Source organism: Stenotrophomonas sp. 2YAF26, assembly GCF_052114625.1.
GTDB lineage: Bacteria > Pseudomonadota > Gammaproteobacteria > Xanthomonadales > Xanthomonadaceae > Stenotrophomonas > Stenotrophomonas indicatrix.
The window spans coordinates 138,528-161,070 of sequence record NZ_JBFRFC010000015.1 but is presented as its reverse complement, the minus strand read 5'-3'; the positions used below and the strand labels follow the sequence as shown (position 1 = coordinate 161,070).

The window sequence follows — 22,543 nt, the reverse complement described above, 5'->3', positions numbered from 1 at the left end:
GTGAATGCATGAATCTGCGTTTTCTTCCCTGGTCCCTTGCCCTGACACTGCTGGTCGGCTGCAGCACCGTGTCGGCCCCGCATGTGCAACGCAACGGCAACCTGCAGCCATCGGCAAGCGCCGGTCAGGCCGCCACCGATGCGCAGACCGAAGCGGCCGATCAAGCCCAGGGAACGCCGCAGGCGGTGATCCGTCGCGGCACCGGCACCATGATCAACCGCGAGGCCGCGCGCAAGCCGTCGCCCGCGTTGCATGCGGCCAGCTCCGGCGAAGCCACCTTCAACTTCGAGGGCGAGTCGGTGCACGCGGTGGTCAAGGCCATCCTCGGTGACATGCTCGGCCAGAACTACGTGATCGCCCCGGGGGTGCAGGGCACGGTGACGCTGGCCACGCCCAAGCCGGTGTCGCCGGCACAGGCACTGAACCTGCTGGAGATGGTGCTGGGCTGGAACAACGCCCGCATGGTCTACAGCGGTGGTCGCTACAACATCGTCGCCGCCGACCAGGCACTGGCCGGCACCGTGGCGCCGAGCACCGCGCCGGCATCCAGCGCACGCGGTTTCGAAGTGCGCGTGGTGCCGCTGCAGTTCATCTCCGCCACGGAGATGAAGAAGGTACTGGAGCCGTATGCGCGGCCCAATGCCATCGTCAACGTCGACAGCGGCCGCAACGTGATCACCCTTGGCGGCACCCGTGCCGAACTCGAGAACTACCTGCATACCGTCGAAATCTTCGATGTCGACTGGCTCTCGGGCATGTCGGTGGGCGTGTTCCCGATCCAGTCCGGCAAGGCCGAGCAGGTCGCCGCCGATCTGGAGAAGGTCTTCGGCGAAGAGAGCAAGACGCCCAGCGCGGGCATGTTCCGTTTCCTGCCGCTGGAAAACGCCAACGCGGTGCTGGTGATCACCCCGCAGGTGCGCTACCTGGACCAGATCCAGCAGTGGCTGGACCGCATCGATACTGCCGGTGGCAGCGCGCGCCTGTTCTCGCATGAGCTGCGCTACATCAAGGCGCGCGACCTGGCCGAGCGCCTCAGTGAAGCCTTTGCCAGCAGTGGTAACCGTGGCGGTTCCGGCTCGGCAGCGCTGGCGCCAGGCGCCATCCCGTCGCAGCTGGGCAGCGATGGCGACCGTGGCATGGATGCGGGCAACAGCAGCAGTTTCAACAACCAGGTCGGCGGCGGCAGCAGTGGTAGTGGTAGCAGTGCCGGCAGCCTGAACCTGCCGCAGCGCCAGTCGGGCAACGTCAGCATCAGCCTGGAAGTGGAAGGCGATCGTGTTGGCGTGTCGGCGGTGGAGGAAACCAACACGCTGCTGGTGCGTTCGACGCCGCAGGCCTGGCGCTCGATCCGCGAAGTGATCGAGAAACTGGACGTGATGCCGCTGCAGGTGCACATCGAAGCGCAGGTAGCCGAAGTCGGGCTGACCGGCGACCTGAAGTACGGCGTGAACTGGTATTTCGACAACGCCGTGGCAGGGCGCGCGCTGACCGGTGCGCTGTCCGGGTTGTCATTGCCGGCGATGGCCGGCGGTTCCTGGAACACCTTCGCCGGTGCGGTGACCGGCACCGACGGCGCCAACTGGGCCTTCACTGGCCATAACGGCGCTGCCGTGGTCAGTGCACTGGACAAAGTCACCGACGTGCGCCTGCTGCAGACACCCTCGGTGTTCGTGCGCAACAACGCCGAAGCCACGCTCAACGTGGGCGACAAGGTGCCGATCAACACCACCACGGTCAACACCGGTGTCGGCACCAGCAGCTACAGCTCGGTGCAGTACATCGACACCGGCGTGATCCTCAAGGTGCGCCCGCGGGTCACCCGCGACGGCACGGTGTTCCTGGATATCGTGCAGGAGATCAGCAGCGCCTCGGACGTACCGGAGAACTGCAATCCGCAGGAGCGCAACTGCAATCCGCGCATCTCCACCAAGAAGCTGGCCACCGAGGCGGCGGTGCAGAGCGGCGACACCATCATGCTGGCCGGCCTGATCACCGATTCGGCCACGGATGGCAGCAGCGGCATTCCCGGCCTCAGCCGGATTCCGGTGCTGGGTGCACTGTTCGGCCAGAAGAGCCGCACCAGCCGTCGTTCGGAAGTGATCGTGCTGCTGACCCCGACCATCGTCCGCAACGGCCAGGAAGCACGCACCCTGACCGACGAATACAGCCAGCGCTTCCGCGCGATGGAGCCGCTGAACCAGCCGGGCAGGAAGTAAGCCGGCCGGGCTGCGCCCGGCACCCTCCGAAGCCGAAGCCAAAGCAACGGCAACAGCAACAGCAACAGCGGGTTTACTGGGGGAGGGCGGGGCACTGTGGGTTTGCGGGGACGCCGTGAATACGTCCATGTAGGCTTGGTCGCCGCATCCATGCGGCTCACACCCCGCAAACCCACAGTGCCCCACCTTCGACAGTTTCCTGCTGCTGTTGGTAGGTGTCGACCTTGGTCGACACATCTTTCAGATATCGAAATACAGGAATGGGGTCAGAGCATGGATGCGGCTGCCAAGCCCCCATGGATGGGTTTACGGCGTCCCCGCAATCCGACACCACCCCGCCATCCCCCAGGAACCCAGCTGTTGCTGTTGCTTCGGCCCTGGCTTGAAGCCTCTGCAGGTGCCGGGTGCAACCCGGCCGATACCCTCCCGGTGCTAGGCTGTGGCCACCGACAACCACGGAGGCGGGATGGGGGCGATCGTGTTGTTGCCGCTGGGCGTGGACGACGCGGTGCTTGACCGCTGCCTGGCCGCGCTTGATGCCGGTACCGCAGCGGGAACATCGATCTGGCTGGCCGATGACGCGCAGGCCGGGCCACGCGCACAGGCGGTGGTCGAACACTGGCTGGCGCACACCCCGCTGCAGGCCGAATACACCCGCCGCGCCAGGCCACTCGGCGAGGTTGCCCACCTGGACGAAATGCTGCGTGCCTGCGATGGCCTGGACGTCGCGGTGCTGGCCCCGGACAGCGTGCCTGCACCGGGATGGCTGCAGCAGCTGCAGGCCACGTTTGCACGCGACGCGGCCATTGCCACGGCCACGCCGTGGTGCAACGTGGGCGAAACTGCGGCGTGGCCGCGCTTGGGTGAGCTCAACCCCGAACCGGACGACCCAGCGCTGTTGGCCCATGTCTGCGCCGCGCTGCCGACCCTGCATCCTGAACTCCCTTCGGCGGTCACCCACGCCGTGCTGGTGCGCGCCAATGCACGGCGGCGCGCCGGTGGCCTGGATGCAGAAAGTTACCTGGGCTGGAACGCGGCGCTGGTCGATCTGAGCCTGCGCATGGCCGGTCTCGGTTGGCGCAACGTGTTGTGCGAAAACGCCTTCGTCAGCCGTGCCAGTGAAGCGCCCAGCCGCGACGGCGATCTGGAAGCACTGGCCGCGCGCTGGCCAGGCTGGGTACCGCGGCTGGCTGACTTCCTGATGCACGATCCGCTGCACACGCTGCGCCAGGACCTGCAGCACGGCCTGCAGCAGGCGATAATGCCGCGCGGGCAGGGCGACCTGTTCGTCCCGCCATCACCGTTGGAGCCGCCTGTTTGAATTCCGCCATTGCCGCCATCGTCGTCACCTACCAGAGCGGCAGCACCATCGATGCCTGCCTGTCGCGGCTGCGCCAGGCGCAGGACGTGGCCGAGATCCGGGTGGTCGACAATGGATCGCTGGATGACACCCTGGAAGTCGTGCAGCGCCACGCCAGCCACGATCCGCGCGTACGTTTCATCGCCAACCCGGACAATCCCGGTTTCGCCGCGGCCAACAACCAGGGCGTTGCCGATTCACGCAGCCCGTGGCTGGCCTTCATCAATCCGGACCTGATGGTCGAAGTCGATACGCTGGCAGCCCTGCGTGACCGCGCCAATGCGGTGGGCGACAGTCTGCTGGGGGTGGAGCAGGTGGACGAACACGGGCAGGCCGATGACGCGGTGCGGCGCCGTGATCCGGACTTCCTTGCCATGCTGCGCTCGCCCGGTCGTGGCGCGCGGTTGGCTATTGCCCGCGACCCGGCGCAGCCGTTGCAGCAGGTGCCGGCATTGTCCGGTGCGCTGCTGCTGATGCCGCGCGCCCTGTTTGATCGCATCGGCGGCTGGGATGCCGGCTACCGGCTGCACGCCGAAGACCTGGACCTGTGCCGCCGCGTGCGTGAGGCCGGTGGCGTGGTCGCCATCGCCAACGACCTGAAGGTGACCCACGTGCGCGGGGTATCCAGCCGTTCGCGCCCGTTCTTCGTGGAATGGCACAAGCATCGCGGGCTGTGGCGCTATTTCAGCAAGTTCGAGGCGTCGCAGCGGTCGTTGCCGGTGCGGGTGGCAGTGTGGGGGGCGATCTGGGCCCATGCCCTGGTGCAGGTGCCGAGGTTGCTGCGCAGGTCGCTGTAACGCGCTGCCACAGGATCCTCCACGCATGGCGTGGATCTACTGCAGAGCGCGTGAGGGGCCCGCCTCCATCGCGGACCCCGGTTCACCCATACGGGCGCATAATTCCCCCATGCCTATCATCCAGTCCCTGCTCGACACCGACCTGTACAAGTTCACCATGATGCAGGCGGTGCTGCACCAGCACCCCGGCGCGCAGGTTCAATACCGTTTCAAATGCCGCACCCCCGGTATCGAGCTGGCCCGCTACATCGACCAGATCGATGAAGAGATCGACCACCTGTGCAGTCTGCGCTTCAGCCAGGAAGAGCTGGACTACATGCGTGGCCTGCGCTTCGTGAAGCCGGATTTCGCCGACTTCCTCGGCCTGTTCCATCTGGATCGCAAGTACATCCAGCTGCGCGCATCGAAGACCGTACCCGGTGAGATCGAACTGGACATCACCGGCCCGTGGCTGCACACCATCCTGTTCGAAGTGCCGCTGCTGGCGATCATCAACGAAGTCTGGTTCCGCAACACCACCACGGCGGATTTCGCCGAAGGCGAACGCCGCCTGCAGGCCAAGGCCGCGCTGCTGCGCGATACCCCCGGCTTCGAACAGTGCCGCATCGCCGACTACGGCAGCCGCCGCCGCTACTCGCGCGACTGGCATGCCCGCCTGCTGCCGCTGCTGCGCGATGCGCTGGGCCCGCAGCTGGTCGGCACCAGCAACGTGCACTTCGCGCGCCTGTACGGCATGACGCCGCACGGCACCATGGCCCACGAGTACCTGCAGGCGTTCCAGGCACTGGGCCCGCGCCTGCGCGATTCGCAGGTGGCGGCGCTGGAGTCGTGGGCGCGCGAGTACCGCGGCGACCTTGGCATCGCCCTGTCCGACGTGGTCGGGCTGGATGCGTTCCTGCGCGACTTCGACATGTATTTCTGCAAGCTGTTCGACGGCGTGCGCCATGATTCCGGCGACCCGTTCGACTGGGGCGACCGCATGCTGGCCCACTTCCAGCTGCGCCGGGTCGACCCGCGCAGCAAAGTACTGGTGTTCAGCGATGGGCTCGACATCACCAAGGTGATGCGCCTGTACGACTACTTCCGTGGCCGCTGCCAGGTGGCGTTCGGCGTGGGCACCCACCTGACCAACGATCTGGGGCCGACCCCGCTGAACATCGTCATCAAGATGGTCCGCTGCAACGGCCAGCCGGTGGCCAAGCTCAGTGACTCGCCGGGCAAGAGCATGTGCGACGACCCGGGCTACCTGTCCTACCTACGGCAAGTGTTCGAACTGCCTCCTGAAACGGGCCCTAGCGTCACATAGTGACGCTCTGCGTCAGTTGCTTCATCCGGCTTGCTACGCGTCTTTGTGATGCGTATCACATTTACGTGGCCGAACTTCACGAGATCGCTTACGATCCGCGTACAGGATGTTTGCAGGTCTTGAGGGAGTTCTGCGGTGAAGGTTCTTTCTGTTTTCGGTACCCGTCCTGAAGCAATCAAGATGGGGCCGCTGGTAAAGGCGCTGGGTGAGGCGCCGGATATCGAATCCATCGTCTGCACCACAGGCCAGCATCGGGCGATGCTGGACCAGGTGATGTCGCTGTTCGAGATCACCGCCGATCACGATCTTGATGTGATGGTTCCCAACCAGACCCTCAACGGCCTGTGCGCCAAGCTGTTCGAGCGCTTGGATGCGTTGTATGCGCAGGTGCGGCCCGATCGCGTGCTGGTCCACGGTGATACCACCACGGCGATGACCGCTGCAGTCGCTGCCTTCCATCACCGCATTCCGGTGGGGCACGTCGAAGCGGGCCTGCGTACCGGCGACATCACCCGGCCGTGGCCGGAAGAGATGAATCGCCGCGTCATCGATGTCGTCTCTGATTTCCTGTTTGCGCCGACGCCGAGCTCGCGTGCCAACCTTGCACGCGAACATCTGGGCGGCAGGATCCTGGTGACCGGCAACACCGTCATCGACGCCCTGCAGCAGACCGTACAGCAGCTCGATCGCGACCCGGCACTGCGCGCGCGCGCCGATGCGCCCTTCCAGATGCTTGATCCCGAGCGTCGCCTGCTGCTGGTCACCGGCCATCGCCGCGAGAGTTTCGGCCAGGGCTTCCTGGACATCTGCCGCGCACTGGCCGAGCTGGCCCAGCGCGAAGACCTGCAGGTGCTCTATCCGGTGCACCTCAACCCCAACGTGCAGGGCCCGGTGAATGCCGAGCTGGGCCATCTGGGCAACGTGCACCTGGTACCGCCGCAGGATTACCTGAGCTTCGTGCGCCTGATGCAACGCGCCGACGTGATCCTTACCGACTCCGGCGGCGTGCAGGAAGAAGCGCCCGCTCTGGGCAAGCCGGTGCTGGTGATGCGCGATGTCACCGAGCGTCCGGAGGCGGTCGATGCCGGGGTGGTGAAGCTGGTCGGCACCGCGCCGACGCGGATCGTCGATGCCGTCAACGCCGCGCTGGCACAGCCACCCCATTCGACGCATTTCGACCCCGACGCCAGTCCTTATGGTGATGGTCGAGCCAGTGCGCGCATCGTCGCAGCCCTGCGTGGGCATCCACTACCCGAATTCGCCACCGGCCACCGTGCCGGTCTTGCTCCCTCTCCTCTGCAAGAAGTGACGCCATGACCCAGACCGGCCGACGTAGCTTCCTCGTTGTTTCCTCCGTGCTGGCCCTGGCGAGCTCCGCTGCCGCTGCCGCTGCTGACAGCGCTGCCGGCCAGTTCACCGAATGGACCGGGGACAGCACGGTAAGCCGGCAGATGACGCTGCGCCAGCTCGGCTTCCGCCAGCCGCTGGTGCTCAGCGGGCAGGAGAGCCAGCGCGAGGTCTACCTGCCCGTACCAGTGGGCGTGCCGACCCGCGATGCGCAGCTGCAGCTGGATGGCCGCTATGTGCGTGGCCATACCGGGCGCACGTCGGGGCTGTGGTCGGTCGATGGCGATCCGATGGCGGCACGTTCGATCACCGACGCGCAGGGCGACGCCAGCCAGCTGCTGGCCATTGATGGCGAGCCCCGCGAGAACGGCTTCGTCCGTGTCGGCGTGGGCTGGTGGTCGATCGTTTCCGACTACCGCTGCGCGGACCAGAGCGCGCCAGCCAACGTACTGCGGCTGTCGCCGGATTCGCGCTTCAGCTATCGCTTCGATGGACGTGCGGTGGACACCGTGGCCAAGGCCTGGGGCGCACTGCCGCCGCGCGTGCGCCTGCTGGTGGAGGGCAAGGCGCTGCAGGCATCGACCTACGATGCGGCGTGGCGCATCGGTGCAGCATTGCAGACCGGAGGCAAGCAGGTTGATGTGGTCGCACTGCCCAAGGTCGGCGACAGCGTGGACCTGACCGGCATCATCATTCCCGCCAGTCTGCAGGGCGTGCCTGCCTACGCGGCGCTGGCAGCCGGTGAGCGCGCGCACGCAATCAAGGATCTGGCCGAAGTCGGTGCGCTGTTGTCGCTGCGTGACAGCGGCCCACTCGCCGCCGATGTGATGATCGGCAGCGATGCGCTGCGCAACGGCGTGCGGGCGGCACTGGATGCGCTGGCCGTGCAGGTCGGTGCCAGCGGCGCGGATGCCGCCAGCGCCTTCAGCACCTGGCGCGGCGCCGACATGGCGGCATTGGAAAAGCCGATGGCCAATGCCTCGGTGAGCGTGACCACCGTTGCCGGACGGCCGACCCTGGTGGTCGACCCGGCAGCCGGCGGCAAGGTAGCAGGGCTGCTGTCCGAACAGTGGCGCAACTATGCGTTGGGGCGTTCGCTGCAGGTCACGCAGGCGACCGCACCGGCGATGGAAGGGGATCGCGTGCTGCTGAGCCGGCTGGGCAACATCGCCGGCACGCAGGACATCGTCACCCGTGGCGACCGCAGCGCGACCTTCGAACTGGGCGCATTGTCGGCCGATGGCCGGTTGCCGGAAGAGGTGGTGCTGGATGTATCGGCTGCACCCAATGCGGCCGGGCAGGGCGCGGTTGCGACGATCTATTTCAACGACTACCTGCTCGGGGCAAAGGTGCTGTCCACCGATGGCAAGCCGCAGCGGCTGGTTGCCAAGGTGCCCACCTACGCGTTGTCGGCCCGCAATGAAGTGCGGGTCAGCTTCCTGCGGCAGCCGGCGCGGCCTTACTGCCACGATCCAGCCACCGCGTTCCCTGTGTCGATCCTGCCCAGCAGCCACCTGAAACTGGCCAAGCGCACGCTCGGCGCAGACTTCATCGGTGCGGCCAGCCAGTTGGCGCATGCCAATGAAGTGTTCGTGCCGGGTACCTGGCTGCAGGATGCGCCGACCTCGTTGGCCAAGGTCATCGCCATCGCCAGCGCCGTGGGCGCATCGCCGGAAGCAGCCAGCTTCAAGGTTGTGGATGCGGGCACGGCGATCAGCCCGACCAAGCCTTACCTGGCCTTCGCGCTGGCACCGTCCGGTGTCTCGCTGGCGGGCCTGAAGAATGGTCAGCTGCTGATTGCCGGCAAGCCGCAGCCGCTGCTGGACCTGACCGGGTTGGAACACGCCGCTGCAGTGCAGGTGGCCACTGCCGGTGGCCAGACCGGTGTGCTGTACAGCGATCTGGGCACCCGGGGTCCGACGCTCGACACACCGTTCCGCCTGCTGCGTGGCGACCTCGCCGTGATCGACGGCAGTAACGTCGTCCGTGATTTCGACAGCCAGGATCCCTACGGTTCGCGTATCGCCCAGGAGGGCAATCCGCAGTCGAAATGGGAACAGCACATGATATGGCTGCTGTTGCTGGTGGGCATCGTGGTGCTCGCCCTGGCGGCCGCCCGCATCACCCAGATCCGTCGCCGCCGCAAGTCTGCCAGCACCGGGCACTGATCGACCGTGGACGGTCTGTTCTGGAACATCCAGCTGGCCAACTACTACGCTGCCCTGGAGACAGTGGCAGCGGCGGTGGCCGTGCTGATCCTGATTTCCAGCCTTGATGACCTGTTCATCGACGTCTGGTACTGGGTCCGCGAAAGCTGGCGCACGCTGACGGTCAAGAAGCGCCGTGAGTACAAGCCGCTGACCCAGCAGGACCTGCTGCAGCGGCCGGAACAGCCGCTGGCGATCATGGTGCCGGCGTGGATGGAATACGACGTCATCGCGCAGATGGTGGAGAACATGATCGATGTGCTCGACTATCGCGAGTACATCGTATTCGTCGGCACCTATCCCAACGACCAGCAGACCATCGACGAAGTCGAGCGCATGCGCCGGCGCTACAAGCGTCTGCGCCGCGTGGAAGTGCCGCATGACGGCCCCACCAGCAAGGCCGATTGCCTGAACTGGTTGATCCTGTCGATCTTCGACTACGAAAAGCGCCACGACATGGAGTTCGCCGGCGTCATCCTGCACGACAGTGAAGACGTGCTGCACCCGATGGAACTGCGTTTCTTCAACTACCTGCTGCCACGCAAGGACATGATCCAGTTGCCGGTGACCTCGCTGGACCGCGAGTGGTACGAACTGGTGGCGGGCGTGTACATGGATGAGTTCGCCGAATGGCATGCCAAGGACTTGGTGGTCCGCGAGAGCGTGTCCGGCATGGTGCCGTCGGCGGGCGTGGGCACCTGTTTCTCGCGACGTGCGCTGCTGGCGCTGAGCGAGGCCACCGGCAACCAGCCGTTCAATACAGACAGCCTGACCGAAGACTATGACGTCGGCGCACGGTTGGCGACGATGGGAATGCACTCGATCTTCGCCCGCTTCCCGGTGCAGTTCCTGGTACGGCGACCGTCCTGGTTTGGCTGGGGGCCGGTGCGTGAGCGCACCCAGCAGATGGCGCTGTGCGTACGCGAGTATTTTCCCGACAACTTCCGTGCGTCCTACCGGCAGAAGGCGCGCTGGGTACTGGGTATCGGCCTGCAGAGCTGGGAAACGCTGGGCTGGCGCGGCTCGCTGGCGACCAAGTACCTGCTGGCGCGCGATCGCAAAGGCATCATCACCTCCTTTGTCAGCATCATCGCCTACCTGATCTTCCTGCAGCTGCTGCTGTTCTGGCTGCTGAAGATGACCGGTGTGTGGAACCTGCAGTACCCCAGCGTGTTCCAGGCGGGCAGCTGGCAGATGAACGTGGCGCTGCTGACCACCGCTGCCCTGGCCACCCGCGTGGTGCAGCGCTTCTACTTCGTCAACCGGCTGTATGGCTGGGAACACGCGTTGATGTCGATCCCACGCATGGTGGTCGGCAACATGGTCAATTTCATGGCCACCGCGCGCGCATGGCGGATGTTCCTGGCCTATCTGTTTTTCGGCAAGCGCATGGTCTGGGACAAGACCATGCATGATTTCCCCGATGCCGCAGCACTGGTGCAGACCCGCAAGCGCCTGGGTGAACTGCTGACCACCTGGCAGGCCGTCGAGCCCGAGCGCCTGGAACAGGCGCTGCAGCAACAGCAGGGCGGGCGCCAGCAGCCTCTGGGCCGGATCCTGTTGTCGCAGGGCTGGCTGGATGATGAAACGCTGGCCGAGGCGATTGCCTTCCAGGGCGACCTGCAGCGTGCGGTGATCGACGTCGATTATCTGGGCCGGGGCGGGTTCCCGGTCAGCGTCGACGCCTGCGTGCAGTGGCGCATGCTGCCGTTGCCGCCCCTGCAGGAAGGTACCCTGCGGCTGGCCGTGGCCAATCCACTGTCGGAGGCCGCACTGGACCTGTTGAAGCAGGAAACCGGCAACGCCCAGGTCGAGCAGAGCATTGCCCGCGAAAGCGAGATCAACGCCGGCCTGCGCATGATCAGTGGCGCCGAGCTTTGGCGCATCGATACCGTGCCGTTGCTGGGCGACCTGCTGGTGGAAATGCGCCTGATCGACCACGCGCATTTCGAGATCGCACTGGATGAGTACAAGCCCCAGCGTGATGGACGCATCGGCGACTACCTGGTCAAGCGGGGCATCGCCACCGAAGACGCCATCGCCCAGGCGATGGAAGAACAACGCCGCCGCGCGGCGATGCTGCAGTCGCCGCCTCCCGGAGTTGCAACGGTATGAAGACCTCGCTGCTGTCCACCGTCATCGCCGTTGCCCTGGCGGCCGCTGCCCCGGCATACGCGCAGGCCGACGTGCCATTGCCGCTGTCCGGGCCCGCCTACCGCATGGCCGAGCAGGCGTTCGCCGCCTACGAGCGTGGCGATTACAGCACGGCCCTGCGACAGGCCGGCGAAGCATCGCGGCTGCGCCCGGATGTGGTGCGCCTGCGGTTGCTGCAGATCTATTCGCTGCAGAAGCTCGGTCGCAGTGATGAGGCACGCCAGCAGGCGCGGCGTGCGCTGGATGCGGGGCTGAAGGATCCGGCGTTGCCGGGGCTGGCCACCGCGCCGGCGGCCGCTGCTGCCAGCGGCGGTGGTGCCCGCGCCGTTCCGGCGGCACGACAGACGCCGGCTGAGCGCGCTTACCAGCAGGCATTCGCCATCGCGACCGAAGCCTATACCGCCTACAACAACGACCAGATGGCGGTGGCCGCCAGCAAGGCCGAACAGGCCTTCCGTCAGCAGCCGCAGCAGGGTGCATGGGCGATGCTGTGGGTCGCCTCGCTGGAAGCGCAGCAGCAGTTGGAGCAGGCCGACGCTGCGGCGGCTACTGCACTGCAGCTGGGCGCACCGAATGTGGCAGATCTACGCGCCAAGCGCGTGGCATTGGGCCGCCAGCGTGCAGTGAAACCGGCACAGGAAGGCTACCAGGCGCTGATATCGCAGGATTTCCGGGCCGCCGTCGGGTTCGCCCGCGAAGCGGTGGCACGTGCGCCCGACGTCGCCTCGCACCGCCTGCTGCTGATGACCACGCAGTTGCTCGATGGGCAGCTGGCAGAAGCCGAACGCACCGCCGACCAGGCCCTGGACAACGATGCCGACGATACCGTCGCCCTGGTGATGCGGGCCTATCTGCGCCAGCGCCAGGGCAACGCCGCACAGGCCAACGCCGATTTCGACGCGGCCCTGCAGCAGGACTGGCTCGATGATCAGCAGCGCCGCAACGTGCGCCTGCTGGCGGTGGACGCCGCAGTGGCTGCCGGCGATCGCAGCCGTGCCACCGCGCTGCTGGCGCCGCTGCAGGCGGATCCCCTGGACGACGTAGACGCGTCCTCACGGCAGGGCATCCGCGAGGCGGTGACCCAGCGCGAAAAGGCGATCCGTGGCGCACGCGCCGGCCAGACCCTGACGCTGCAGTCCTATCCGGCGCCGTTCCAGCAGTGCCGCGATACGCCTTACGGTACCCAGTGCGAACTGATGCCCGCCGATCTGCAGGGCGAAGGCGGCCCGGCACAGCGCGCCTACGCGGCCTATGGCCGGCAGGATTACCAGCAGGCCATCAGCGAAGCGCGCCAGGCCGTGCAGGAAACGCCGGACAGTGCGACCTTGCAAGGGCTGCTGACCACGACCCTGGCCGCCGGCAACCGCAGCCAGCAGGGCGAGGCGCGCCAGCGCCTGGACAGCGCGCTGGCCACCCACCCCGATGATGCGGGCCTGCTGATGCAGCGTGGCTACCTCAATCAGGCGGCGCGCGAACCGGCGCTGGCGCTGGCTGACTTCCGAGCCGCCGAGGCCACCGGCAAGGCGCCCAAGACGGTGATGATGGACCAGGCCTATGCCAGTGCCGCCAGCGGCGATCACCGCCAGGCCGTGACCCTGCTGCGCGGCGCGATCGACGCTGCCGACGCCGGCCAGCTGCCATTGGACAAGGCGCAGCGCTACAACACGCGCAGTGCCATCGCCGGTTACTCGCGCGACTGGGGCGTAACCGCCTCGGCCGGCTACCGTGGGTCGCGCCAAGCAGCCACCAACCTGGGCGGGGCATCGATCAGCACGCCCGGCGCTTCGGTGTTCAGCACGCTGGAAGCCTTCTGGCGGCCGCAGGCCACCAACAACCAGCACGGCACGCTGGAAGCCTACGCGCGCATCGCCAATACCTTGTACGACGAAGGCGGTACGTTCGAATCGTTGCTGTTCACCGACCCCTGCACCGGGCAGGCGACGCCGGACAACCGTGAACGCGCAGAGCGCCTCAGCCGTTCGCGTTCGATCGCCGGCTGGCCATCCACCGTTGGTTCGTTCGGCGTGCGCTATGCCTTCGGCCAGACCGGCCTCAGCGTCGGCCTGGAACGCCGCCAGTTCCTCGGCAGCGCGACCCGGCGCGGCGGCATCTATGCCGACTCCGCCGCCATCCGCTGCCAGATCCAGATCGAATCCGAACGCCCGCTGCAGGCCAACCTGCTGGCCCGTTACCGGCTCAACGACAGCGCCGGTGGCTGGATGACCTACGCCACCTACGGGTTCTACAACGGCACCGGCGTGCGCACCGACGTCACCCAGTGGTGGACGATCAGCGGCTACGCCCAGGCCGGCCTGAGCTGGGATGACAACCGTGCCCACTTCACCGTCGATGCACTCGACGCCAACGGCGCGCCGTCCCAGCGCGTAAGTGAATCCAATGGCCGCCTGCGCCGCCAGCAGGCCTTCGCCGCGGCAGAACTGCGGGCCGGGCGCAATTACCGCTTCGGTGCCGACCAGACCCGCTGGCTGCTGACCCCTTACCTGGTGCTGGGCGCGGACTGGCAGGACCAGCGCTCGCGGGTGCGCGGCATCGACTATCCCGGCATCGGGCCGCAGTCGTTCAACCTGTCCGACACCCAGCGCAGCTGGTCGCTCGGGGCCGGTCCTGGCGTCGGCGTCCGTTACTGGTTCCGCGAAGACCACTACAACGCGGCGCGCTCCTACCTGGACCTGTCGGTGTCCTACCGCTTCGCCATCGGCGGCGGCGATACCCAGCGGGCCAAGGGCCTGTTCGCAACCGCAACCCTCTACTACTGACTCCGCACGAAGGATCTGCAGATGAAGCCTGTTCCGCTCTCCACCACCGCGCGTCGTCCGCGCATGCTCCTGCTGGCCGCACTGTGCGCGCTGGGCCTGGTCAATTCCGTGCAGGCACAGGCGCCTGCAACCACCATCGCCGCCGCCGCACAGGACTCGTCCATCGTGCTGACTGGCAAGGATGGCTGGCTGTTCCCGGCCTGGGGCAGCCTGACCGACGTCGATAGTGCCGCCGTCGCCCGCAACACGGCGCTGATCGCCGAGGCGCAGCGCACGCTGGCCGCCGCCGGGGTCAAGTTGCAGGTGCTGGTGCTGCCGGACAAGGCCCTGTTCTATGAAGACAAGCTGCCCGATGGCAAGCGCCTGGGCGATGCGGTGCGTGGTCGCTATGCGTTGGAACTGGAGGGATTGGTCAATGCCCACGTGCCGGCTGTCGATGCGTTGCAGGCGATGCGGCAGGTCAAGCAGGGCGGCCAGGAGGTGTTCTATCGCAGCGATCAGCACTGGACCCAGCCGGCCGCCGACGCAGTGGCCGCTGCCGTCGCCGCGAAGGTGAAAGAGCAGGTGCCGACCCTGGCCGGGCAGGCCGGCAGCGGCATGCCGCTGGGCAGCGAGATCAAGGAACGCCGCTTCGGCGATCTGGCCGAGCTGTTCCTGACCGATGAACAGCGCAAGGCGATCGGCCGCGATACCTTCACCGTGCGCCGCCAGGCCGAACAGCAGTCGCTGCTGGATGATGCACCGGCGCCGGTGCACGTGACCGGCCACAGCATGGTGCAGCCGTATTTCGGTTTCCCGCAGAAGCTGTCCAACCTGATCGACCGCCCGGTATCGGTGAACTGGAAGCCCGGCAACGTCGGCCACTGGGTGATGCTGCTGGAGTACCTGGAATCACCCGCGTTCAAGCAGAACAAGCCGCAGGTGCTGGTCTGGCAGATGTTCGAACCGTCCTACCCGCAGGGCCCGGATGCACGCGGCCAGTGGGACAACGCCTCGATCATGACCCCCGAACAATGGAAGGCACGCCTGCACAAGGCGCTGGGGCAGTGATCCGATGAATGCCCGTCCCGGGGCGCCCGCGCCCCTGCCACCTGCTGTCCCACCGCGTGCCCATCGGCTGACCGCCGTGGTGGTATCGGCATTGCTGCTGATCGGCGTCTGCGCCGGTGCCTGGATGCTGGCCAACGCCAAGCTGCCGGCCGAGAAGCTGCTGCCCTCGCGCTGGGCAGATGGCGAAGCCGGGCAGGCGATCAACCAGGCMCTGCGGCTGCCGATCCAGGCCCAGGGCGACCTGCTGGGGGCCGCCGTGCGCTATCGCCTGCTGGGCGATCTTGGCGAGCAGGTGGCGCTGGGGTGCCCGGACTGGCTGTTCTATCGCGATGGCCTGCGTCCGCAGCCGGGTGCCGGTGCCAAGGTATTCAACGATCGCGTGCGCCTGATGCAGCACTGGTCGCAGCAGTTGCAGGCCACCGGTGCGAAGCTGCTGGTGGTGGTGGTGCCGGACAAGTCGCGCATCGAGCAGGCGCACACCTGTGGCCTGCGCTATTCCGAACCGATGCGTGCGCGCTACGGGCAGTGGCAGCAGGCCTTGTCCGCTGCCAACGTGGCCAGCGTGGACCTGCTGCCGGTGCTGGCCGGGCAGGACGCGCCGGTGTTCTTCCGTACCGACGTGCATATGAACCGCATTGGCGCGCAGCGCGCGGCCGACGCGGTGAGCGCGGTGGCATTGCCGCTGCTGGGCGGGCAGGGCAGCCAGGCCTTCGAGGTTGGGCCACTGGGGACACCGAAGCCGCGCATGGGCGACCTGATCGTGCTGGCGGGCCTGGAACACGCACCGCCATCATGGCGGCCGCCGCTGGACCTGGAGCCGGAGCAGGTCATCGCGCCGCTGCGCAGTGGCGGCCTGCTGGACGAAACCCCGCCGGTGGAGGTGCTGCTGCTGGGCAGCTCCAACGGCCGCCGCAGCCTGTTTGCCGAACGCCTGGGCCATGGCCTGGGGCGCGAAGTGTGGAACCAGAGCATGGACGGCGGCCAGTTTTCCGGCGCACTGCTGGCGGCACTGCCGCAGCAGTCGACGTGGCCGCCTACCGTGAAACTGGTTATCTGGGAATTTTCCGAAATGGCCCTGTCCCTGCCGCTGACCGAAGGCGAGCAGAAGGCATTGGCCGGTATCGACTGAGCGCCGACCGACCATGCTGTTCAACTCTTTCCTGTTCCTGCTGATATTCCTGCCGATCGCGCTGGGTGTGCACTACCTGCTGGGCGCGCTGCAGCCCCGGTTGGCCGCGCTCTGGTTGTGCGTGGCCTCGATCGTGTTCTACGGCTGGTGGAATCCGCAGTTCGTGATCCTGCTGGCCGGCTCGATCGTCTTCAACTACCTGGTCAGCCTGGTGATCCTGGCGCTGGCCAAACGTCCCCGGTTGCAGCTGCTGGCCACTGCGCTGGGCGTGGCCGCCGACATCCTGCTGCTGGTGCATTACAAGTACTTCGCGGCGATGGTGAACTTCGTCCACGACATCGGCTTCAACGTCGGCCCGATGGACACACTGATTCTGCCGCTGGGCATTTCCTTCTTCACCTTCACCCAGATCGGCTACCTGCTGGACTGCCGTGCCGGCGTGGTCAACGACCGCAGCCCGCTCAGCTATGTCCTGTTCGTGACCTTCTTCCCGCACCTGATTGCCGGCCCGATCCTGCACCACAAGGAGATGATGCCGCAGTTCAGCAAGCGCGAGACCTATCGCTTCCAGGCCGAGAACCTGTCCATCGGCGGCATGCTGTTCGTCATCGGCCTGGCCAAGAAGGTACTGCTCGCCGACAGCATCGCGCCGTATGCCGATGCCGGCTTCGCCTCCACCGGCGATGTGCAGTTCTGGGGCGCGTGGGCCACCGCGCTCAGCTATGCGTTGCAGCTGTACTTCGATTTCTCCGGCTATTCGGACATGGCGCTGGGCCTGGCCCGCATGTTCGGCATCCGCTTCCCGCTGAACTTCAATTCGCCGTACAAGGCCACCAGCATCATCGACTTCTGGGCGCGCTGGCACATGACGCTCACCCGTTACATCACCGCCTACCTGTACTACCCGGTCGCGATGGCCGTGACCCGCTGGCGCACCCGCCATGGCCGTGCCACCGGCCCCACGGCAGTGGCATCGGCTGGCGGCTTCTTCTCGATGATCGTGTTGCCCACAGTGTGGGCGATGGGCCTGGCCGGCATCTGGCATGGCGCCGGCATGCAGTTCCTGATCTTCGGCCTGCTGCATGCCACCTACCTGGTCATCAACCATGCGTGGCGGGTCTTTGTCGGCGGTCGCAAGCCGGCCGCGATGCGCAAGCTCAATCCGTTCCAGCACGCGGGCTACCTGCTGGTGACCTTCGGCGCGGTGCTGGTGGCGCAAGCGTTCTTCCGCGCCGATGGCGTGCACGATGCGTGGCAGCTGGTGCAGGGCATGTTCGGCGTGCGCGGCTGGGAAAGCATGGAGAACCTTGGCCATGTCGCAGGCATGGGCCTGGCCGATGGCGTGCGTCTGCTGCTGGGCCATCACCTGCAGCTGCTGTACATCCTGGTGGCACTGGCCATTGTCTGGCTGGCACCGAACGCGCACCAGATCATGGGTGTGTATTCTCCCGCGCTGGCAAAACCCAGCCCGGCACCCCGCGCGTGGATGCGCTGGCAGCCCAATTGGGCCTGGCTGCTGGTGATGCTGGTGCTGCTGTCGCTGTGCCTGCTGAACCTGCACAAAGAAACCCGTTTCCTTTATTTCCAGTTCTGACAAGGTGGATTCCAACATGGACAAGCAGACAATCCAGAACCAGCTCATCGATATCGTCGAGGCGGTGATTGGTACCCGCGTGCAGCCGGACGAATACATGGAATCGTTCTTCGATTCGATGTCCAAGGTGCAGCTGATGGTCGAGGTCAAGGACCGTCTTGGCGTCACCCTGCCGGTGGATGAAATCGACGCCCTGGTTGATTCGGTGCAGGTGCTGGCCGACTACGTGGCCGAGCACCGCCCCAGCTGATCGCCCGCGGGTACTGGAGGTAGCGCGATGTACTTCGATTTCGACCAATGCCGTTTCGCCGACCTGGATGTTGCCACGCAGGCACCCGCCCTGCATGCGGCCGATGGCGTACTTGATTGGGCCGGGCTGCATCGCGCCACCCAGCAGTGGATCGATCGTGCGCGTGCTGCTGGCCTGGGGCAGGGCGATGCGTTGGTGATCTCCGGGCACAAGGAATCCGCCTTCGTGGTGGCCATGCTCGGCTGCCTCTGCCTGGGCGTGACCTACGTACCGGTGGACACCATCAACCCGCCAGCCCGCCTGCAGCGCATCACCACGCTGGTGCACGCACGTGCGGTCTACGATGCTGCCGCCGACGCGTTCCTGCCCGGTGCCGACGCGCCGCGAGCGCTGGCGGTGCCGGATCTGGCCTACATCATGTTCACCTCCGGCAGCACCGGCGACCCCAAAGGCGTGCAGATCGGCCGCGACAGCGTTGCGCTGTTCACCGGCTGGATCCGCGACTGCCTGACGCTCGGCCCGGCGCCAGCGTTCATGAACCAGATGCTCTTCAGCTTCGACTTCTCGCTGTTCGATCTGTGCGGAGCACTGGGCCTGGGCGGCTGTTGCGTGCTGTGCCCACGCGAGGTGATCGCCAGCAGCGAACAGTTCGTCGATCATCTGCGGGATTCGCGCGTGGCCGTATGGGCATCCACGCCCTCGTTCGTGCGCCAGCAGATGCTCAATCCGCGTTTCGACGCCGCGCACCTGCCCGACCTGCAGGTGTTCGTGTTCGGTGCCGAATCACTCACGCCGCGCGTGGCTGAAGAGTTGTGGGCGCGCTTCCCGCAGGTGCGCATCATCAATTCCTATGGGCCGACCGAAGCCACCTGTTCCACCACGTGGGTGGAAATCGATCCGGCATTGCGTGCGGCGGCACCCAACCCGTTCCCGATCGGCATCGGCAAGCCCTATGCCGAGGTGTTCCTCGATGATGGTGAGATCTGCATGGCCGGCGACCATGTGATGCGTGGCTATCTCGAGCGCCCAGACCTGGATGCCGGCGTGTTGTTCGAACACAACGGCAAGCGTGCGTACCGCAGCGGTGATCTGGGTGATGTCGACGCGCAGGGTCGATTCTATTTCCGTGGCCGCCGCGACGACCAGATCAAGCTCAACGGCTACCGCATTGAACTGGCCGAGGTCGATGTCGGTCTGGCCCGCCTGCCCGGCGTCGTCGCTGGAGCCGCCGTGGTACTACGGCGGCCCGATGGCAGCCTGGTGCGGATGATCGGCTTTGTTGAAACCACGCAGCCACAGACCGGCCCACTGCAGCGTCCGCCAGCGGACCTGGCGGATTGGAAGGGCCAGCTCGAACGTTACATGCCGCCTTATATGATCCCTTCCGAGCTGTTCGCCGTGGATGCGCTGCCGCAGACGATCAGCAACAAGGTGGATCGCAAGCAACTGGAGCAGCGCTACCAGATCCTGGCGCGCACGCTCCGCACGACGGAGAAACCCGCATGAACACTGTCCTGAAATCGCTGGTCGCCACCGCGCTGCTGCTGTCGCCGTGCGCAGCCTTCGCCCAAGGCGCACCGGAAGGGCGCCTGGCCCAGTTGTATGCCGCGCGCCCGCCCGCTGGCTCTGCCTTCGTGCGCGTGCTCAACCCGGGCAGCACGGTGCTCAAGGCCGGTATCGGCAATGGCGCCGACCAGAACGTCGGGCCGGCAACACGCGCTACCCGTTATGCGATCGTTGAAGGCGGCAAGCCGTTCAGCGTGCGCGTGGCCGGCAAGGCCCGCACGCAGCCAGCGGTGGCCGCCGGCAGTTTCACCACCCTGGTGCTGGATCCCGGCGCAGCGGCCAAGCCCTTCAACGTGCTCGAAGACGGTGGTGGCAGCAGTGACGCCCTCAAGGCCGAGATCCGCTTCTACAACCTCGCCGCCAATTGCATCCAGGGCAAGCTGGCAATGGCCGACAAGGGCGCAGTGGTGTTCCCGGCGGTCGCCGCTGGCCGTAGTGCCGCGCGTGGCATCAATCCGGTCAAGGCACGGCTGGTGGCCGGTTGCGGCGGCAAGGACAGTGCTGCAGTCGAACTGCCTGCGCTGCAGCCCGGCGATCACTACAGCCTGTTCCTGACCGGTAGCGCCAACGCACCGGTGCTGCAGGGCCAGCTCAGTGGCACCGACGCGGTGGGCCGCTGATCCGATGGCAGACCGGCCGGTATTCCGCGAGGACCACGCACTGTTCCGCGACCAGGTCCGTCGCTTCATCGACGCCCAGATCGCGCCCGGGTACGCGCAGTGGGAGCGCGATGGCATCACACCCCGTGCGCTGTGGCGCGCGGCGGGCGAGGCTGGGCTGCTCAACTGCCAGTTGCCCGAGCCGTACGGCATGGGGGGCGACTACGGCCACGCCGCCTGCGTGATCGAGGAACTGGCACGCGCCAACTATCTGGGCATCGGCTTCTCGATCCACTCGGACATGGTCGCGCCGTATCTGATGCAGTACGCCACGCCAGCCGTGCGCGATGCCTGGTTGCCGAAGATGGCGCAGGGCCAAGCGATCGGCGCGATTGCGATGACCGAGCCCAATGCCGGCAGTGACCTGAAGACGGTTCGCACCCGTGCCGACGCGGTGGATGGCGGATATCGACTGAACGGGCAGAAGACCTGGATCACCAACGGCAGCAATGCCGACGTCGCCGTGGTGGTGGCCACCGTCGCCCCGGAACTCGGTGCCGGCGGCCTGACGTTGTTCTGCGTGGACCTGGCCGCTGCGGGTGTCAGCCGCGGTGCCCCGATGGCCAAGATCGGCCAGCATGCGCAGGACACCACCGAACTGTTCTTCGAAGACGTGTTACTGCCGGCCGATCACCTGCTGGGTGAGGAGCGGCGCGGATTCGGTTATCTGGAAGAACACCTGGCGGCCGAGCGCCTGGCCATCGCATTGCGTGCGGCGGCGTCGGCCGAAGGCATGCTGGCTGCGACAGTGGCTTACGTGCGCCAGCGCAAGGCCTTCGGTCGGCTGCTGATCGACCACCAGAACACGCGCTTCGTACTGGCCTCGGCCACTGCACAACTGGCGATGCTGCGCAGCTTCCTCGACCAGTGCCTGGGCGAGCAGATCAGCGGGCAACTGGATCCTACCCGCGCGGCCATAGCCAAGCTCAACGCCACCGAAATCCAAGGGCAGGTGCTGGACGACCTGCTGCAGCTGCATGGTGGCTACGGTTACAGCAGCGAATATGGAATTGGCCGCGCTTGGGCCGACGCGCGCGCACTACGGATTTTCGGTGGCACCAGCGAGATCCTGCGCGACATCATCGGCCGCACGCTGTAGCGCTTTTTGCGCGTCGGTACCGGGGTCAGATCCCCCACCGCTTGCGCAATGCGGCCGCTTCCGGCGTGTCCTGCGACAGCCAAGGGTCCAGCGCGTACACCAGCACGTGCTCGGCGCCGCTGTCGCGTGCCCAGGCCAGCTGTCGCTCGATACGGGCGGCATCAGCGGTTTCGCCCTTGAACTGGGTGCCGTCGTTGTTCTCGCCGGGCAGCTCGCGGAACAGTTCGACGATGGCATCGAAGGCCACGCCACGCGTGCGCAGATGCTGCAGCAGCGGCTGCAGCTGCTGTACGTTGCCGGCGCCGGCAACACCCACGCCGTCCTGCACCATGGGTCTGACCGATGCCTGCGCGAGAACGGCATCCCACAGGGTTACCAGGTCGCCCTGGGTCTGCAGGCGGCTGAAATAGCAGGAGATCGCGCAGTCGCCACCACGCTCGACCGCCGCCTGGGAGATGCCGTGCAGCCACTGCGCCAACCATTGCTGACGGGCGGGATCGGCCCAGTGGTACTGCTCGAGTTCGTAGGGGATGTACCAGCCATTGAATGCCTGCAGGCGAGACCAGGGCGCCTGCGCCAGCCAGGCCCGCGCCTGCGCCAGGCTGTCGGCGAAGAAGGCCTGCAGTGCGGCGTCGTCTCCGCCGATGGCCTGCCACCAGCGTTGCTGGAACGGCAGGCCGACGCGAACCGCGATACCGGCTTCCGAGGCTGCGGTGAACAGCATGCGCACACTGGTATCGGGTAGTTGCCAATCACCCTCGGCGCCACCGACGATGCCGCTCCATTGCAGCACCAGCTGCCTGCAGCCGAGTCTGCGTGCCAGCTGCAGCGAGCGTTGCCAATCGGCCATGCGCCACTGCAGGTGGCTGCGCCACGGCTGCAGGAAGGTGCCGTCCACCTGTTCCGGCAGCGAACAGCCGGGCAGGGTGGTCAATGCCGCCGCTACGGGCGCCAGCAGGGCGGCGCGCAGCAGGCGCCGGCGCAGTGGCGAAGATGGATCGGGAGGCAGCAGGGGCGTGGACATGCGGTCAT

Annotated in this window: 16 protein-coding genes; 15 read left to right on the top strand and 1 reads right to left on the bottom strand. The window is 66.6% G+C overall.

The genetic code is table 11. The annotated features are described in order from the left end of the window. Window positions 1-8 precede the first annotated feature (8 nt). The 15 genes from gspD (at window position 9) to AB4Y98_RS15905 (ending at window position 21,511) form a co-directional block, all read left to right on the top strand. Window positions 9-2,216 (top strand): type II secretion system secretin GspD, encoded by a 2,208-nt coding sequence (gene gspD / locus AB4Y98_RS15975; RefSeq protein ID WP_363729751.1) that lies wholly within the window; start codon window positions 9-11, stop codon window positions 2,214-2,216. A 466-nt stretch (window positions 2,217-2,682) separates the two neighbouring features. Next, complete coding sequence (locus tag AB4Y98_RS15970) at window positions 2,683-3,537, top strand: glycosyltransferase family 2 protein (protein ID WP_312108535.1); 855 nt, start codon at window positions 2,683-2,685, stop codon at window positions 3,535-3,537. Beyond that, on the top strand, window positions 3,534-4,373 hold the full coding sequence (locus AB4Y98_RS15965) for a glycosyltransferase family 2 protein (RefSeq protein ID WP_312108533.1): 840 nt from the start codon (window positions 3,534-3,536) through the stop codon (window positions 4,371-4,373). Before AB4Y98_RS15970 ends, AB4Y98_RS15965 begins: the two co-directional genes overlap by 4 nt. 109 nt (window positions 4,374-4,482) lie before the next feature. Next, complete coding sequence (pncB, locus tag AB4Y98_RS15960) at window positions 4,483-5,679, top strand: nicotinate phosphoribosyltransferase (RefSeq protein WP_442244685.1); 1,197 nt, start codon at window positions 4,483-4,485, stop codon at window positions 5,677-5,679. A 135-nt stretch (window positions 5,680-5,814) separates the two neighbouring features. Further along, complete coding sequence (gene wecB, locus AB4Y98_RS15955; RefSeq protein ID WP_442244684.1) at window positions 5,815-6,996, top strand: UDP-N-acetyl glucosamine 2-epimerase; 1,182 nt, start codon at window positions 5,815-5,817, stop codon at window positions 6,994-6,996. Next, the gene (locus AB4Y98_RS15950) at window positions 6,993-9,194 is read left to right on the top strand and encodes a hypothetical protein (RefSeq protein WP_442244683.1); all 2,202 of its coding nucleotides are present in this window, start codon (window positions 6,993-6,995) and stop codon (window positions 9,192-9,194) included. Before wecB ends, AB4Y98_RS15950 begins: the two co-directional genes overlap by 4 nt. A 6-nt stretch (window positions 9,195-9,200) precedes the next feature. Continuing rightward, window positions 9,201-11,348, top strand: a complete 2,148-nt coding sequence (locus tag AB4Y98_RS15945; RefSeq protein WP_032978927.1) for a glycosyl transferase family protein — start codon at window positions 9,201-9,203, stop codon at window positions 11,346-11,348. Then, entirely contained in the window at window positions 11,345-14,164 is a 2,820-nt protein-coding gene (locus tag AB4Y98_RS15940; RefSeq protein ID WP_442244682.1) for an NfrA family protein, read from the top strand. Before AB4Y98_RS15945 ends, AB4Y98_RS15940 begins: the two co-directional genes overlap by 4 nt. A 21-nt stretch (window positions 14,165-14,185) precedes the next feature. Further along, entirely contained in the window at window positions 14,186-15,214 is a 1,029-nt protein-coding gene (locus AB4Y98_RS15935; protein WP_442244681.1) for an alginate O-acetyltransferase AlgX-related protein, read from the top strand. A 4-nt stretch (window positions 15,215-15,218) separates the two neighbouring features. Beyond that, window positions 15,219-16,343 carry an alginate O-acetyltransferase AlgX-related protein gene (locus AB4Y98_RS15930; protein WP_442244680.1) on the top strand — a complete coding sequence of 375 codons (1,125 nt, stop codon included), beginning with the start codon at window positions 15,219-15,221 and terminating at the stop codon, window positions 16,341-16,343. A gap of 13 nt (window positions 16,344-16,356) precedes the next feature. After that, complete coding sequence (locus AB4Y98_RS15925; protein WP_442244679.1) at window positions 16,357-17,937, top strand: MBOAT family O-acyltransferase; 1,581 nt, start codon at window positions 16,357-16,359, stop codon at window positions 17,935-17,937. Window positions 17,938-17,953: 16 nt separating this feature from the next. Beyond that, window positions 17,954-18,187 (top strand): acyl carrier protein, encoded by a 234-nt coding sequence (locus tag AB4Y98_RS15920; RefSeq protein ID WP_032978935.1) that lies wholly within the window; start codon window positions 17,954-17,956, stop codon window positions 18,185-18,187. Between the two features lie 27 nt (window positions 18,188-18,214). Next, window positions 18,215-19,693, top strand: a complete 1,479-nt coding sequence (locus tag AB4Y98_RS15915; RefSeq protein ID WP_442244678.1) for an AMP-binding protein — start codon at window positions 18,215-18,217, stop codon at window positions 19,691-19,693. Next, window positions 19,690-20,373, top strand: coding sequence for an alginate O-acetyltransferase AlgF (locus AB4Y98_RS15910; RefSeq protein WP_442244677.1), 684 nt, complete (start codon window positions 19,690-19,692; stop codon window positions 20,371-20,373). The genes AB4Y98_RS15915 and AB4Y98_RS15910 overlap by 4 nt, the downstream gene beginning before the upstream one ends. Window positions 20,374-20,377: 4 nt before the next feature. Continuing rightward, window positions 20,378-21,511: an acyl-CoA dehydrogenase family protein gene (locus AB4Y98_RS15905; RefSeq protein WP_442244676.1), complete on the top strand. Its 1,134-nt coding sequence runs from the start codon at window positions 20,378-20,380 to the stop codon at window positions 21,509-21,511. Window positions 21,512-21,536: 25 nt separating this feature from the next. Here the strand turns inward: AB4Y98_RS15905 and AB4Y98_RS15900 are convergent, their stop codons facing one another. Then, window positions 21,537-22,535, bottom strand: a complete 999-nt coding sequence (locus AB4Y98_RS15900) for a DUF4434 domain-containing protein (RefSeq protein WP_442244675.1) — start codon at window positions 22,533-22,535, stop codon at window positions 21,537-21,539. Window positions 22,536-22,543: the final 8 nt, after the last annotated feature.